The following is an 18,966-nucleotide window of genomic DNA, read 5'->3' as shown; positions in this document are numbered from 1 at the left end:
AGCCCTCACCAATATTTCTTTCTTACTTCTTGCCCCCAAGAAATAAAAACGGACGCATCCGACATCAATTCAAGATATTCAAAAATCGTACCATCGCCCGATTAATAACGGACAATTAGTCATTTTTGCACGCTAATTCCCCTAATAACCGAACAAATAATCAGCCTTAATTGCACAAATAAAACACTCTGTTCTTGTTCCTATCAGGACATTATTATATTCAATACCGTAAAGAAACATTACAACGTACAATTAATATCACCACAGATTATTTCACAACAATAAAACAAGGTGACAGGCATAATAATTAACTCAATAAAATATTGATTGTGACAAGATATATTCAAATTAGATCGTTTTGTGATGTGATTTTTCTGACGCCCGGCGATATTTACCGGCACGTGGTGCCAGCTAGGATAAAAATCAATACTATTCAATTATATACCCCTCCCAATATATACCCGTCATCTTTCAAGTCGCCTCTTTGTTGGCTGCACTCACTCACCCCGGTCACATAGTTATCTATGCTTCCGGGGATTCGCTCCCTTGCCGTCGCGAAGCATCTTGAAATCCATAGGGTATAAACAATTACCACAAATAAGTAAGGTTTTTAATTATCACGAGCTTTTAAAATAAACCCAATCTATTCTAAAGCGAGTTCATAAAATGGAGGTTGATTCAATTAGCCTATATTACCATCAAACAACACATTACCATGATCACACTTTCAATTATTTTCTCATAATTATTTATTACAATAAATATCCCCAACAATAACACCACAATTAAAAATATAATTTTGACACCAAGGCAATCAACAAAACAAAATAAAATCAACAATAAAATCCGTTTGAATTCACACAATATAAAATAGCAACAATAATAACAAAGAAACCTAAAAAAAATAACTTATATGGGAACGATAAGTTTCCTTATTCTATTTTAATGCATAAAAAATCCGGCATAATAAATACATACCGGATTATCATACGCGAACTGAATAATTGAGTACTTCCTTAATATATCAGTATTACGAAACCTCCTCGTCATAGTGGATTGCCAACGCCCTATCCAAAATCTGAGCTAACGCGGTTTTATTTTTATCATCCTCCAATAAACTAAAATGATTACCCGGAGTAGCAATCAATTGCAGTGAAGTATCAGGCATTACCCGCTCCCAACCTAACGACGGTTCTATGTTCACGGACTCTGGCTTTTCATCTGCCACAAAAGAAACAGCAGGAGAAGGTTCTGCCGCATAGAACTGATGCAGCGTTATTGCTAATGCTGGCGGCTCATAATCCGCCACTATTTGGCTGTAACGTTCGATCTGCCGCCAACATTTTGCCATCACATCAGCACGCAGGTTTGCGGGATATAACGCCAGCTCTTGCGCCGCTTCAATAAACTGCACCAAATTCAACTCATCAATTCGCCGATATAACGCCGCAATCTTTTCTTTGCACGCCTCCCCTGACTGCCGGGCCAGCTCAGTAAGGAAATGATGTTTGGACTGCATGGCCTCTTTGCCAAAATAATGAGGCGCAGGCGTATCAATCAGCCCCAGGAAACTGACTTGCTCGCCAGTACTTAAAAGCTGCTGAACAATGGCATAAGCCAATATTCCACCAGAAGAGTAGCCACTTATCCGGTACGGGCCTGCCGGTTGAACGGCTTTCATCAAGGCAATCATTCTGGCAGCCTGCGCTTCCATCGTTGCCATCGGTTCTTCACTGATGGACGGCCAGGGCAGCGCATAAATCGGGTAGCCCGACGGGATATGCTGAGCCAGCCCGAAGACATAAGAATAATCACCCATGCCACTGGGAACAAAAAACAGTGGCAATCCTGCCCCATCAGGTCGCACCGATATAGCGCGGCTTTGCGGTTGAGACAATAAATCCGAGGTGATTTTTGCAGCCAATTCGGCCAGCACCGGGAATTGGAACACAATATTCAGTGTAAAAATCAACCCTCGGCCAGCGGCAAGATTCATCATTCGCATCGCAAGCAGCGAGTGACCGCCCAACGCGAAGAAATTGTCAGACCGGCTAACCTGTTCAATCCCCAGCAATTCACACCAAATCGCCGCTAATACAGTTTCCGTTTCGCCTTGTGGTGCCTCGTAAGCCTGACGAGCAAAGGCTTCGCTGTCCGGCTCCGGTAACCCATGACGATCTAACTTACCATTTGGCGTCAATGGGAAGGCATCCAGACGCACAAAGGCTGACGGCACCATATAGTCAGGTAAAATGGCACTCAGGTGGGTACGCAAGTTATTCGCTAACCGCTCATCCGCTTGCGCCACCACATAAGCCACCAAGCGTTTGCCCTGCCCTTCACCCAACGCCAGCACCACAGATTGACTCACTGCGGGATGTTCTACCAATCGGGCTTCAATTTCCCCCGGTTCAACCCGGAAGCCGCGAATTTTCACCTGATGATCATTACGCCCCAGGAATTCCAGATTGCCATCCGGCAAGTAGCGAACCCAATCCCCGGTGCGATACATCCGTGCATTTGGATTATCACTAAACGGATCAGTCAGGAAATATTCTGCGGTCAGTTCAGCACGGTTGAGATAACCCCGTGCGACACCAGCGCCCCCAATATACAATTCCCCCACCGCGCCTAACGGTACTGGCTGCCCTTGAACATCGAGCAAGTAAACACGTGTATTCGACAGCGGACGACCAATGATATTAGCCTGCCCCATCCCCTCGTTTAGGCAGGATGTCGTCGTGGTAATCGTGGCTTCGGTAGGGCCGTAACAATTAGCGAGAACCGGGTATTCACCGTGAACCGATAGCCAACGTTGTAACTCATGATCAGGTATCGCTTCCCCACCAATGCAAATAACTCTTACGCCCTGATAGATATCGCTTTCATTGACATTCGATATTATCCGCCAGAATTGAGCAGGTATCGCAATGTAGGTAATTCTATAACACTCACACCGACGCCAGAACTCCTGCGCACTTAGGAGCCACTGATCTGTTCTCAGAACTAATTGTGCCCCCAGCGTTATTGCGCAAAATATTTCTGACGCGCAAACGTCAAAAGAGGGGTTGCAAAATTGTAATATACGGTCAGACGCGTTAAGCGACCACTTCATGTTCAACGAAGTAATTTGACTCACCAGTTGCCGATGTTCAACCATCACCCCCTTTGGCGTGCCGGTCGAACCGGAGGTGTAAATTACATACGCCAGATGCCGCGGAGTCAATTCCGGTATCTGTGGATTGCTGTCTGGCAGGTCAGGCAATCTATTCGGATCAAGCACTGTCAGCCCGGCCAGCACGTTTTCGCCCAACACTGTACGCCCAACGGCATCAGCCAGTAAAATAACCGGTGAGACATCGGCCAAAATATGTGATAGACGTTCGCCCGGATAATCCGGGTCCAGCGGCACATAAGCCGCGCCCGCTTTCAGCACCGCCAATAATCCCACCACCATCGCCGGTGAACGTGCCACGCAAATCGCCACCCGCTGATCCGGTTCTACACCTAGCGCAATGAGCTGATGGGCCAACCGATTAGCACGGGCATTTAATTCGGCATAACTGAGAATTTGCTCCTCATACACTAACGCTGTCGCGTCTGGGCTTTGCTCTACCTGTTGTTCAAACAATTGATGAATACATAACGGGTTAAGATACGAGGTTTCCGTCGTATTCCAGGTGTTCAACAGTAACGTACTCTCTGTTTCAGGCAGAATGTTCAATGTCCGTACCGGCGTTTCCGGGGTCTGTTCCAGCGCCGCCGCCAAGCTTTCCAGTGCCTGTTGCATATAGCCACATACCCGTTCCGGCTCAAACGGCTGGATAACTTGAGCAGTCAACCCTAATGCATCACCAAAATCTTCCACCGACAAGGCAAATGGATAGTTAGTAAATTCCTGCGCCCCAAGGAATTCAATGCCGTCCATCGTTCCATCCAGAGGATCAGGCTGATCGTTATGTCGGTAGTTCAACAGGGCGCTAAACAGTGGAATACCATCCATCACCCCGCTACAACGCTGAGCCAGCGCCAGTGAGGCATGTTCATGTTCCAACAATCCCGCTAGCCGGTTATGTACTGCCTGTACACTATCACGCACTGGCGTATCATCCATATCCAGCCGCAACGGCAAGGTATTGATAAACAGCCCCATGCCGCTGTCAACCCCTTTCCCCACCGCCATGCGCCCAAATATTACGGTACCGAACACCACCTGTTGCTGTCCGCTAGTACGCGACAACACCTGCGCCCAGGCCAAATGACATAAAGCCGCCAGACTGACCCCCAAACGCCGGGCTTGACCACGCAGACGGTCATTCAGCTCAGGGGACAACATCCGTTGCGATTCCGTCACCTGCGAACCATCACGATGCACCTCCGTCAATCCGAACGGCAGAGTGGGTTCATCCACTTCGGCTAACATGTCGGTAAAGAAGCGGATATGCGCTTCCTGACTCACTCCTAGCCGGGCCTGCGCCACCAAATTGCGGAAAGGCGTCGGCGTTGGCAGGCCCTCCTCCTGTCCATCCAGATAAGCTTGTACTTCACGGTTCATCACGTCCAACGTGGTATGGTCGCCAATCAAATGATGAAGTAATTGCAGTACAATCCAACGGCCATCATTTTCCTGTGCCGCCACAAAGCGCAATAACGGTGCTTGGCTCAAGTCCAAACGATGGTGACGGGGATCAAAACGCTCAGCCAATTGCCCGCTAACCGGTCCATCGGCTGGGTTCAGTGTCAACTCAGTCACCGACAAGGATGCCTGACGCCAAACCACTTGAGCGGGCACTGACAATCCCTGCCAGATAAAGGCGGTACGCAGGATATCGTGTCTACTAACTACTTGTTGCACCGCCGCCAGATAACGGTCCAGCAAAGTTCGTTCAGTAAAGACCATCTGACCGGTTAATAAATAGGGGTCCCCTTTGTTTGCCAATAGGTGATGGAACAAAATACCGTCCTGCAACGGCGACAGGGCATAGATATCCTGAATATTGGTCACCCCGCCCGGCACTTGCCCGACAATGCGGTCAATGTCAGTTTGAGTCAAATCAATCAGCGGCAACATTTCCGGCGTCAGCGCCGTGGTTGCCGAGATGATGACGTTAGTCGGCACAATGACGGCCTGATGCTGTCCCAACGTTTGGGCCAAATCTGACAGCACCGGAGACTGGAACAGATCACGCGCCGCCAGTGTCAATCCCAAGTGACGCAGGCGCTCAATCATGCGTACAGCGAGTAGTGAATGGCCGCCCAACGCAAAGAAGCTGTCATACCGACTAACCTGTTCAATCCCCAGTAATTCACGCCAAATCGCCGCTAACGTCATTTCCGTTTCTCCTTGTGGCGCTACGTAAACCTGACGGGCAACGGCTTCACTATCCGGTGTCGGCAGCGCCCGACGATCCAGCTTACCGTTCGGCGTCAACGGAAACGTATCCAAGCGCACAAAGGCCGACGGCACCATATAGTCAGGCAAAATTTTGCTCAGGTAATCACGCAAACTATTCACCAGCCCATCATCCTCAGGCGCTACCACATAGGCCACCAGCCGTTTATCCGGCCCATCACCTAACGCTAACACTGCCGCCTCACGCACCGCCGGATACTCTACCAGACGCGCCTCAATTTCCCCCGGTTCAATGCGGAAACCGCGGATTTTAACCTGCTGGTCATTACGGCCCAAAAATTCCAGATTACCGTCCGGCAAATAGCGGGCCAAATCCCCGGTGCGGTACATACGTGCCTCCGGGTTATCACTGAACGGATCGATAAGGAAACGTTCGGCGGTTAACTCAGGACGATTGAGATAACCTTGGGCTACCCCATCACCACCGACATAAATTTCACCGATCACACCTGGCGGTACCGGCTGACCATACGCATCCAGCAAATAAACCCGTGTATTCGCTATTGGCCGGCCAATAGGTATCCGGCTCACTCCCCGCGGTAACGTCTCGATAGGATACATGGTGGTAAAAGTGGTTCCTTCACTCGGACCATAAGCCTGCAATAATTGTTGTGGTGGACGATTATCCAGAACCTGAGCAATCACCTGTAAATCGGGTATATCTCCCCCAAAAATCAGGATCTTAATTTGCGGCAGAATGGGAGATAACTCTGCCGCCAACCGGTTAAACAACCCGATAGTCAGCCATAGAACCGTGATGCGGTGCTCCTGTAAAGTCAGCACTAACTCCTGTGGTGTCAATAAGGTCGCGCGGTCGATAACCACTAAAGCACCACCGTTAAGCAACGGTGCCCAAACTTCAAACGTGCTGGCATCGAAAGCCGGATTAGCGGTAAAGGCCACTCGATCCTCCGGCCCGATGTTGGCATAACCATTATTAATGACCAGCCGAACCATAGCACGATGCGGCACCAAAACCCCTTTGGGTGTGCCGGTCGAACCGGAGGTATACATGATATACGCTAACTCAGTGCTGGAACGCGGCAAATCAGGGTTGATACGATCTCGCTCGCTGTTCACACTGTTCTCATCCGAGAGACGTAACAGCGCAATCGTCAAGTTAGTCGGAATATCAGTCCGTGTATCCGTGAGCAACAATTTGGCTGCACAATCACTTATCAGCCAATTTTTCCGTTCATCCGGCATACTGGGATCAACCGGCACGTAAACAGCACCGGCTTTGAGAATCGCCAATTGGGCCACTACCAATTCCATCGAGCGCTCTAACAGGATCGCAACATGATCATCTGGACGAATTCCCAGTTCGATTAGCTGATGAGCCAATCGGTTAGCGCCTGTATTCAGTTCCGCATAACTTAAGATCTTATCTCCCGCTATCAGCGCCGTCGCCTCCGGGGTTTTCTCTACCTGCTGCTCAAACAATTGATGAATACATAATGCATCAGGATAAGCGGTTTCCGTGGCATTCCAAGTTTCCAGCAACCGTGTGCGTTCTGTTTCCGGCAGGATGTTCAAGGCGCGTATCGGTGTTTGTGGCGCTTGATCCAAAGCGTCTACCAGACTCTCCAGCGCCTGTTGCATATAACTGCATAAGCTTTCCGGATCAAACGGTTGCACTACCTGAGCCGTCAGCCCCAGAGATTCACCAAAATCCTCCACCGACAGCACAAATGGGTAGTTGGTTCGCTCCTGTGCGTCAAGAAATTCAATACCGCTGATCAGTTCATCCGACGTTGCCGATAAAGCATTGTGCCGATAGTTCAACAAGGCGCTAAAGAGCGGCGTACCGCTGGCAACCCCGCTGCAACGTTGAGCCAGCGCCAATGAAGCATGCTCATGCGCCAATAATCCGGCGAGTCGGGTATGGGCGGTCTGTACGCTATCCCGCACTGGGGTCTCATCAATATCCAGCCGCAACGGCAAGGTATTGATAAACAACCCCATGCCACTGTCAGCACCGCTTCCCGCCTGCATACGCCCAAACAGCACCGTACCAAACACAACACTCTGCTGACCACTGGTACAAGACAACACCTGCGCCCAAGCCAAATGACACAGCGCCGCCAGACTGACCCCCAAACGCCGGGCCTGACTACGTAAACGGTCATTTAGCTCAGGAGCCAACATCCGGTGGGATTCCGTCACCTGCGAACCATCACGATGGACCTCCGTCAGCCCGAACGGTAACGTCGATTCCTCCACCTCCGCCAACATCTCGGTAAAGAAGCGAGTATGTTCTTCCTGACTGACACCCAATCGGGCCTGCGCCACCAGATTGCGGAAAGGAACCGGCGTCGGCAAACTCTCCTCCCGCCCTGTCAGATACGCCTGTACTTCGCGGTGCATCACCTCCATCGTTTCATGATCGCCAATCAAGTGATGATGCAATTCCAGTAACAACCAACGACCATCCGTTTCCTGCGCGATAACAAAACGCAGTAACGGGGCTTGACTCAGGTCAAGACGATAGTGAGCGGGATCAAAACGCTGGGTTAGCTGGTCACTGACCGGACCGTCAGCCGGGTCCAGAACCAGTTCAGTCACTGACAATGGGGCCTGACGCCAGACCACCTGTGCCGGCATTGACAATCCTTGCCAGATAAAGGCGGTACGCAGGATATCATGCCGATCAATGGTCCGTTGAATCGCCGCCAGATAACGATCCAACAGCGCCCGGTCAGCAAAAACCATCTGGCTGATTAACAGATACGTATCACCTTCACTCTCCAGTAGATGGTGGAACAAAATACCATCCTGCAATGGCGACAATGCATAGATGTCCTGAATATTCGCCATCCCGCCCGGTACTTGTCCGACGATGCGGTCAATATCAGCCTGAGTTAAATCAATCAGCGGCAACATCGCTGGTGTCAGCACCGTCGTATCCGGTGTAATACCGTTGTCAGGCACCCGGATTTCATCATGCTGAACCAGAGACTGGGCCAGAACACAGAGTGTTGGATGTTGGAATAGCGTTTGCACCGATACGCCCAGACCGATACGCCGCAATCGTTCAATCATGCGCACAGCAAGCAATGAATGACCGCCCAACGCAAAGAAGCTGTCATGTCGGCTAATCTGCTCAACATTCAGTAATTCACACCAGACAGCCGCCAGCATCGTTTCTATCTTTCCTTGCGGGGCTTCATAAACTTGACGAGCAAACGTCGCCTCCCCCGGTGCCGGTAATGCCCGGCGGTCCAGCTTGCCATTCGGTGTCTGCGGGAAGCTATCCAGCCGCACAAAGGCCGCCGGTATCATATAGTCAGGTAAAACCGCGCACAGGTGTTCACGCAAATCAACCGCCAATCCCTCATGCGCTTGTGCCGCCACATAGGCCACCAGCCGTTTGCCCTGCTCATCATCCAGCGCCAGCACCGCCGCCCCTTGCACCGCCGGGTGTTCCACCAGCCGAGTTTCAATTTCCCCCAGTTCAACCCGGAAGCCGCGAATTTTAACCTGTTGGTCGTTACGACCGAAGAATTCCAGCTCACCATTCGGCAGATAACGCGCTAAATCCCCGGTGCGATACATCCGAGCATCGGACACCGGACTAAAGGGGTCCGATATAAAACGTTCCTCGCTCAATGCCAGTCGGTTCAGATAACCCCGTGCTACCCCCACGCCACCAATATACATTTCTCCCACGCAGCCTAATGGCACAGGTTGGCCGTGTCTGTCCAACAGGTAAACACGAGTATTCCTAATCGGCCAACCGATAGAACGATCATCTGCCGGGGATACTATTTCTTTACAGGTCGCCGTCACGGTATTTTCCGTCGGACCATAAGCGTTCAGTAGCTGAGGTCGGTGGCCTTCCTGCCTAAACCAGTCCTTAATAGCGTTCTTTTTGACCGCCTCACTGCCAATGATGATCAGCCGGAGACACTCCGGCAACGATAATCCGTTGTCTCTGGCCGCCAGTTCAGACCAGAATAAAGTCGGCAGAAACATCACCGTGATATGGTTTTGCCGGGCTAAAGCAATAAATTCCGTCATTGAGGCCAGCCAGCTCTCATCACGAATAACTAGCGTCGCGCCGCTGCACAATGATGAAAAGCACTCTTCCACTGAAACATCAAACGCAAACGCGGCAAATTGCAATACCCGGTCTTGCGCGGTGATGGCATAGGGTTCATTAACCCCCAGATAACGTTGATACACCGCCTGATGTTCTACCATCACCCCTTTCGGCTGCCCGGTTGAACCGGAGGTGTAAATCACATAGGCCAGATGCTGTGGCGTTAATGCCGTCACTAATGGATTGTTGTCCGGTTGGTCAGGCTGGATATTCGGGTCAATTACCGTCAGCCCTGCCAATGCCTCGCCACCCAGTGCGGCCTGTCCGGGCGCATCAGCCAATACCACTGATGGGGCAGTGTCATGCAGGATATACGTCAGACGCTCCGCCGGGTAGGTTGAATCCAGCGGCACGTAAGCTCCACCGGCTTTCAACACCGCCAACAATGCCACCACCATCGCCGGTGAACGGGCCACGCAAATCGCCACCGGTTGTTCCGGTGTTACGCCACATGCAATCAGTTGATGGGCTAACCGGTTGGCGCAGGCATTTAACTCGGCATAACTCAGTGTCTGCTCTTGATACACCAGTGCCGTGGCCTCCGGGGTTTTCTCCACCTGTTGTTCAAACAACTGATGAATACATAACGCCTCTGGGTATGGGGTCTCCGTGACGTTCCAAGCTTCCAGTAATAATGTACGTTCCGTTTCCGGCAGAATGTTCAATGTTCGTACCGGCGTCTCTGGAGCCTGCTCAAGGGCCTCTACCAAACTCTCCAGCGCCTGCTGCATATAATTGCATAGACTTTCCGGATCAAACGGTTGCACCACATGAGCGATCAACCCTAACGTAGCGCCATCATCCTCCACCGACATCCCGAAGGGGTAGTTAGTGCTCTCCTGTTCGCCCAGGAATTCAATCCCCTCCATTGTTTCATCCAAAGGATCTGACTGATCATTATGTCGATAGTTGAACAGGGCACTAAAGAGCGGCGTACCGCTGGCAATCCCACTGCATCGTTGAGCCAGCGCGAGTGAGGCATGTTCATGTTCCAACAATCCCGCCAGCCGGGTATGTACTGCCTGTACACTATCACGTACCGGCGTATCATCGATGTCCAGCCGTAGCGGCAGGGTATTAATAAATAGCCCCATGCCACTATCAGCCCCTTCTCCCGCCGTCATGCGCCCAAACAACACGGTGCCAAACACCACTTTCTCCTGACCACTGGTACACGACAGTACCTGTGCCCAAGCCAAATGACACAACGCCGCCAGACTGACGCCCAAACGCCGGGCCTGACTACGCAGACGGCCATTCAAGCTGGCCGTCAACAGCCGATGGAATTCTATCTCCTGAGATCCATCACGATGCACATCCGTCAACCCGAACGGCAGCGTTGGTTCATCCACCTCCGCCAACATCTCAGTAAAGAAACGGGTATATGCTTCTTGATCTCCCCCTAGCCGAGCCTGCGCCACCAGATTGCGGAACGGCACCGGGTCAGGCAGATTATCCCCTTGTCCAGCAAGGTACGCCTGCACTTCACGGTTCATCACTTTCATTGCGGTATGGTCGCCAATCAGGTGATGCTGCAATTCCAGTAACAACCAGCGGCCATCGGTCTCCTGTGCCACCACAAAACGCAACAGCGGTGCCCGACCTAAATCGAGACGATAATGACGGGGATTAAAACGTTGAACGAGTTGATCACAAACCGGGCCATCAGCCGGGTTCAGCGCCAGCTCAGTCACCGACAAGGATGCCTGACGCCAGACTACCTGAGTCGGCACTGACAACTCTTGCCAGATAAAGGCAGTCCGTAGAATATCGTGGCGATCAATCACCTGTTGCACCGCCGCCAAATAACGGTCTAACAGAGACCGCTCAGCAAAGGCCATCTGGCTGACCACCAGATAGGGATCACCTTCATTTGCCAATAAATGGTGAAACAAAATACCGTCCTGCAACGGCGACAGGGCATAGATATCCTGAATATTAGTCATCCCGCCCGATACTTGCCCGACGATACGGTCAATCTCAGCCTGAGTCAGATCAATCAGCGGCAACATTTCTGGGGTGATTTTCGTCGTCGCTGACGTAATGACATTCGGCGGTACCACCATAACCGGTTGCCGCCCCAGTGTTTGCGCCAATTCAAACAACACTGGCGACTGGAACAGGTCCCGCACCGCCAGCGTTAAACCTAAGTGACGCAAGCGTTCAACCATCCGTACAGCGAGCAGCGAGTGACCGCCCAAGGCAAAAAAGCTGTCATACCGGCTGATTTGTTCGATCCCTAGTAATTCACGCCAGATTGCTGCCAACGCCATTTCCGTTTCGCCTTGCGGCGCAGCATAAACCTGACGGGCCAAAGCTTCATTGTCCGGTACCGGCAATGCCCGGCGATCCAACTTACCATTCGGGGTTAATGGAAACCCATCCAGGCGCACAAAGGCTGTCGGCACCATGTAATCCGGTAAAATAGCACTCAGGTGATCACGCAGACTAATCGCCAACCCCTCATGAGCTTCCGCCACCACATAGGCCACCAGCCGTTTGTCCGGCCCATCCCCCATAGCTAGCACAGTGGCTTCACGCACCGCCGGATGCTCCACCAGACGTGTCTCAATTTCCCCCGGTTCAATGCGGAAACCGCGAATTTTAACCTGTTGATCATTACGACCCAGAAATTCCAGATTGCCATCCGGCAGATAACGGGCCAAATCCCCGGTCCGGTACATATGCGCATCCGGTTGATCACTAAATGGATCTATCAGGAAACGTTCAGCAGTCTGGTCAGGGCGATTAAGATAGCCGCAAGCAACCCCATCTCCCCCCACATAAATCTCACCGATCGCACCTGACGGTACCGGCTGACCGTAAACATCCAGCAGATAAATACGTGTATTGGCTATCGGTCGGCCAATGGGGATGCGAGTCACTCCCTGCGCTAATGTCACGATAGGATACATGGTGGTAAACGTGGTTCCCTCACTCGGACCATAAGCCTGCAAGAGTTGTTGTGGCGGGCGATTATTCAGAACCTGAGCAATCACATGTAAATCAGGTATATCCCCCCCGAAAATCAGAATCTTAATCTGCGGCAGAACCGGGGATAACTCTGCCGCCAGCCGGTTAAACAACCCGATAGTCAGCCACAGCACTGTAATGTGGTGAGCCTGTAAAACCGGTACTAACTCCTGCGGTGTTAATAACGTGGCGCGGTCAATAACCACTAACGCCGCGCCATTAAGCAATGGTGCCCAAACTTCAAATGTACTGGCATCGAAAGCCGGATTAGCCGTAAAGGCAACCCGATCATCCGGCCCGATTTCAGCATAGTCATTATTGATGACCAGTCGGACCACCGCACGATGGGGTACCAATACCCCTTTAGGTGTACCGGTAGAACCGGAGGTGTACATGATATACGCTAAATCAGCGCTGGAGTGTGGTAAATCAGGATTGAGGTAATCTTCCTCTTTGCTCGTGTCTGTCTCATCCGAGAAACGAAGCAGCGGAACAGCCAGGTTAGCCGGAGTCTCCATCTGCATATCGGTAAGTAGCAACCGGGCAGAACAATCATTTATCAACCAGCTTTTTCGATCATCCGGCACACTGGGATCAACCGGCACATAAACAGCGCCGACTTTAAGAATAGCCAATTGGGCCACCACCAGTTCTATCGATCGCTCTAGCAAAAGCGCAATATGATCACCGGGACGAACCCCTTGTTCGATTAACTGACGAGCTAGCCGGTTAGCACGGGTATTCAGTTCTGTATAGCTCAGAGTTTTATCTCCTGCTATCAGCGCCGTTGCTGTTGGAGTTCTCTCCACTTGTTGTTCAAACAACTGATGGATACATAACTGATCAGGATAGACGGTTTCCGTGGCGTTCCAGGTTTCTAACAACAAGGTACGTTCCGCTTCCGGCAGGATATTCAATACCCGAACGGGCATTTCCGGGGTTTTCTCCAGCGCGGTTACCAGACTCTCCAGTGCCTGTTGCATATAACCGCAGAGGCTTTCCGGATCAAACGGTTGCACGACCTGAGCCGTCAGCCCCAGAGTAGAGCCACCATCCTCCACTGACAGTACAAACGGATAGTTAGTTCGCTCTTGTTCGCCCAGGAATTCAATCCCGGCCATCGTTTCGTCCAAAGGATCAGGCTGCTCATTATGGCGATAGTTCAACAGGGCACTAAAGAGCGGCGTACCGCTGTCAACCCCACTGCACCGTTGAGCCAGCGCCAATGGCGCATGCTCATGTTCCAACAATTCAGCCAATCGCAGATGTGCCTCCCGCACACCATCCTGTACCGGGGTCTCATCCATATCCAGCCGTAGCGGCAGGGTATTGATAAACAGCCCCATTCCTTCCCCCACGGCCATACGCCCAAACAGCACGGTACCAAACACCACTTTCTCCTGTCCGCTGGTACGCGATAACACCTGCGCCCAAGCCAGATGACACAGCGCCGCCAGACTAACGCCCAAACGCCGAGCCTGACTACGCAGACGGTCATTTAGCTCAGGAACCAACATCCGGTGGGATTCCGTCTTCTGAGAGCCATCACGATGCACCCCGGTTAACCCGAACGGCAACGTGGGTTCATCCACTACCGCCAACATATCGGTGAAGAAACGGGTATGCGCTGCCTGACTCACTCCCAACCGGGCCTCAGCCACCAGATTACGGAACGGCACTGGCGCAGGCAAATGCTCCCCCTGTCCGGCAAAATAGGCCTGCACTTCACGGTGCATGACTTCCATCGTTTCGTGGTCGCCAATCAAATGATGCTGCAATTCCAGTAAGAACCAGCGGCCATCGGTTTCCTGAGCGATAACAAAATGCAGTAGCGGTGCCTGACTCAAATCAAGACGATGCTGAGCGGGATCAAAACGCCGGGTTAACTGGTCAATGACTGGGCCGTCAGCCGGATCTAGTGTCAATTCTGTCACAGGCAACCGTGCCTGACGCCAGACTACCTGCGCCGGGACTGACAACCCTTGCCAAATAAACGCCGTCCGCAAGATATCATGGCGATCAATCGCCTGTTGTACTGCCGCCAGATAACGATCCAGCAAAGAGCGGTTAGCAAAAGCCACCGGATAGAGCACCAGATAGGGGTCGCCTTCCTGTTCCAACAGGTGGTGGAACAGAATACCGTCCTGCAACGGCGACAACGCATAGATATCCTGAATATTAGTTATCCCACCCAGTACCTGCTCGACGATACGGTCAATGTCAGTCTGACCCAAATCAATCAGCGGTAACATTTCCGACGTCAGCGCCGTGGTTGTCGGCGTGATGACGTTAGGCGGGACTATCACAGCTTGATGCTGTCCCAACGTTTGAGCCAATGCTGACAGCACCGGCGACTGAAACAGATCACGCGCCGTCAGTGTTAAACCCAGGTGACGCAAACGCTCAATCATCTGTACACCGAGTAGGGAATGACCACCCAGCGCGAAGAAACTGTCATGTCGGCTGATTTGTTCAATGCCCAATAACTGACGCCAGATAGCCGCCAGGGTGATTTCAGCCTTCCCTTGTGGCGCTTCATAAATCTGACGGGCAAAATCGTCTTCCCCTGGCGCAGGCAACGCCCGACGATCTAACTTGCCACTTGGAGTCTGCGGGAAGGTATCCAGACGTACAAAAGCCGTCGGCACCATATAGTCAGGCAAAATGGTACTCAGGTATTCACGCAAATCAGCCGCCAATCTCTCATTCGCTTCCGCCTCTACATAGGCCACCAGCCGTTTGCCCTGATCGCCATCCAGTGCCAACACCGCCGCCTCTTGTACCGCCGGGTGTTCCGTCAGTCGGGTTTCAATTTCCCCCAGTTCAATACGGAAACCGCGAATTTTAACCTGCTCATCGTTACGGCCCAAAAATTCCAAGTCACCATCCGGCAGGTAGCGGGCTAAATCCCCAGAGCGATACATCCGTTCGCCGGATACCGGGCTAAAAGTATCCAGCATGAAACGTTCCACGCTCAACGCTGGCCGGTTGAGATAACCCCGCGCCACACCTACGCCGCCAATGTACATCTCGCCTACGCAACCTGCGGGCACCAGTTCACCATATTTGTCCAACAGATAGATACGGGCATTTTTGGCCGGGCGACCAATAGAACGGGCATCTTCCGGGGATAACACATCCTTATAAGTTACCGTCACGGTGTTTTCCGTCGGGCCATAACCATTCAATAGCCGGGGCCGGTGGCCTGCCTGTCTAAACCAGTCTTGAATGGCGCTCTTTTTCACCGCCTCACCGCCAATGATGATGAGCCGGAGGCAATCCGGCAGCGGTAATCCATTATCTCTAGCCGCCAGTTCAGACCAGAATAAAGTCGGCAGTGACATCACCGTAATACGATATTGTCGGGTTAAAGTAACAAACTCTGGTATCGAAGCCAGCCAGCTATCATCCCGGATAACCAGTGTGGCCCCGTTACATAATGACGAAAAGAAATCTTCCACTGAAACATCAAACGCAAACGCGGCAAATTGCAATAGCCGGTCTTGTGCGGTGACGGCATAGGTGTCATTAAAACCCAGATAACGTTGGTAAATCGCCTGATGTTCCACCATCACCCCTTTCGGCTGCCCGGTTGAACCAGAGGTGTAAATCACATAAGCCAAGTGCTGTGGCGTTAAAGCCGGGATCTGCGGGTTGCTATCGGGCTGGTCAAGTTGGATATTCGGATCAAGTACCGTCATTCCTACCAGCGGCTGTTCGCCCAGCGCCGCCCGGCCAGCTTCATCAACCAGCACCACTGACGGCGCACTATCGCTCAGGATATATGCCAGACGTTCCCGCGGATAAGTCGAATCCAGCGGCACATAAGCCCCACCAGCTTTCAGCACCGCCAGCAATGACACCACCATCATCGGGGAGCGTTCCACACAAATCGCTACCCGCCGGTCCGGTGTGACGCCCAGCGCAATCAGTTGATGAGCCAGTCGGTTAGCACGAATATTCAGTTCCGCATAACTGAGGGTCTGTTGTTGATATTCCAACGCCGTGGCGTGCGGGGCTTGTTCTGCCTGTTGCTCGAATAATTGATGAATACATAATGGGTCAGGATAAGGGGTTTCCGTGGCGTTCCAAGTTTCCAGTAGCAAGGTACGTTCAGCCTCAGACAACACATTAAGCTGCCAGATAGGCATTTCCTCTCCCTGCCTTTTTGACGCTGCCAGCGTCTGTAAATGTTCACCCATGCGCAGAACTATTTCCGTACTCAAGCGGTTTTCATCGTAGATCCAACGAAAACCGCCCTGCGCATTGATTTGGAGTGTCAGCAATTCGCCAAGCGCCGCCTGATCACACGGCCTATCCTCCGCAATGACAGAAACGGCAATCCGCCACGGCCAGTGGGTTGTCAACGCCGGAATAGCCCACAATGAAGGAGCATGCGCGAGGAGATCTCGACTAAATGTGTGGTGCTGGGTCAGCCGGGCCAGCTCGCCATCCAACCAGTTCGCTACCACATACCAAGGCTTATCAAACTCCATCTCAACGACCATTGGCACTACCGGTGCTAAATCTGTCAACTTATCGTTTACCCCATCCACGCACCAGCCAATTTGGAATGCCGTTTGCTGAGTCAAACGTGCAAGATAGATAACGAATGCCTGCAACAACATTCGCAATGGTTCTTCTTCACCATTTTTTAGCAGCGGCGACTGCCAGTCACTGATGACCCAACTGGGTTCCGCCTGTTCTCCGGCGGTTTCAAAAGGTAATTGGAGAGGTTGCAAAGCAGCAAGACGTTCACACCAAAATGATTCACTGGATGTAAACGTCTGGGGAATATTCTTTACATTTTGAGTCGGTGATAAAGTGTCATTTACTTTGGTTATATTTTCTGACGTCTGAGAGAGGAGTTCAGCTTTTAAAGTACTTCCTGCTTGAGCAATGCTATCTTTCATTTACTACCTCAACGAATCTGTTAGAAATTTGGAAACTGTCATCTCTGACAACCATCACTAATATTTCTTTCTCACTTCTTGCCCCCAAGAAATAAAAACGGACACCTCTGATATCAATTCAAGATATTCAGATGTGGAATGCTATAAGCCCGGTTAATAACAACCAATTAACAATTTATTGACATTAATTCCCCTGATAACAGAATAAATAATTTATTTTATGCTCCGGAATAAGACATTCCATTTTTGTTCCCGTTTTTTTAGATAAGTTCGATTAATTGACTACAATTTTAATTGGCTAACATTGAATTCCATTATTTAAAATGGAACCGTTAACTGCATTCAATTCTGCATAAACACTAAATCACTATTGTATTTTATCTATTTTCCATTAATATCCAATTGGAATTATTTCAAAAACAAATGAGAAATTTATAAAAATAAAACGAGCAAATCACCCCTCAATTACCAAAAAAGTTTACTTTGATAATTACTTATAAAATAAATTCTTTATCTTAATAATTAATCAATGTCTCAATTACAAATGTAATTTATTCAATATTTACAAACCACTCTATATCTTCAATTATTTGAAGATATAGAGTATTAAAAGTAATTCATAACACACTATTTTTCAACAAATAAATAATATGATTAATGTAAATACCGTAAACTAATCAATACAAATTAAAATTAAATTCATTAGCTACGTAATGAATCATTAATTGCAAGACAATATCCCCCACGTAAATCATTCTACAAGGTAATTTACTTGACGCCCTGTGACATTTATTAATTTATAGTTTTATTTAAATATTATTGAATTTCAATAAATTAGAGGAGTACAAAGACATTACTTTGTCAAATTTAATAGCGAAGATATATGACTATTTTCAAACTTTACATTACTTATTTTAATAATTTTCGAAAGCAACAATGAAGCATGTTTTTGCATATAGCAAATAAAATTAATAAAAAAATAATTTGGTATAAACAACATATACCGGATTATCATATCAAGGTTAGATTATTTAATATTCCTGATTATACCCTATGGATTTCAAGATGCATCGCGACGGCAAAGGAGTGAATCCCCGGGAGCATAGAGAACTATGTGACTGGGGTGAACGAGTGCAGTCAACAAAGAGGCAACTTGAAAGATGACGGGTATATATCACTATTACACTACCTCCCTTTTACAACTGACAGTCATTACCAATATTTCTCGCCTAACCTCTAGCCTCTCCAAAAAAAATAGAAACGGATATGTTTAATATCAATTCAATATATTCAGACAATGAATACTACATTCCGATTAATCACAATCCATTAGCAACGACAAATTAACATTTTTTTGACACTAACTGTCCTACAATGAAATAAATAATTCATTTTATGATCCAAAATGAGATATTTTATTTTCGTTCCCATCTTTTAAGATAATATCGATTAATTAACTTAAATTTTCATTAGCTTTAGCTTGCATCCACCTATGGAGATGGCATATAGTCGAATTAAAGCCTACGCTCCTAATACAAATTATTATTAATTAACTCTGCAATACA

Annotated in this window: 1 protein-coding gene; it reads right to left on the bottom strand. The window is 49.8% G+C overall.

Translation table 11 applies throughout. The annotated features are described in order from the left end of the window. Positions 1–1,030: 1,030 nt before the first annotated feature. The gene (locus tag EAE91_RS21610; protein WP_214090280.1) at positions 1,031–17,401 is read right to left on the bottom strand and encodes a non-ribosomal peptide synthetase; all 16,371 of its coding nucleotides are present in this window, start codon (positions 17,399–17,401) and stop codon (positions 1,031–1,033) included. Positions 17,402–18,966: the final 1,565 nt, after the last annotated feature.

Source organism: Photorhabdus noenieputensis (assembly GCF_018448935.1).
GTDB lineage: Bacteria > Pseudomonadota > Gammaproteobacteria > Enterobacterales > Enterobacteriaceae > Photorhabdus > Photorhabdus noenieputensis.
The sequence above is the reverse complement of the archived record's forward strand: the minus strand, read 5'-3'. Positions and strand labels throughout refer to the sequence as shown.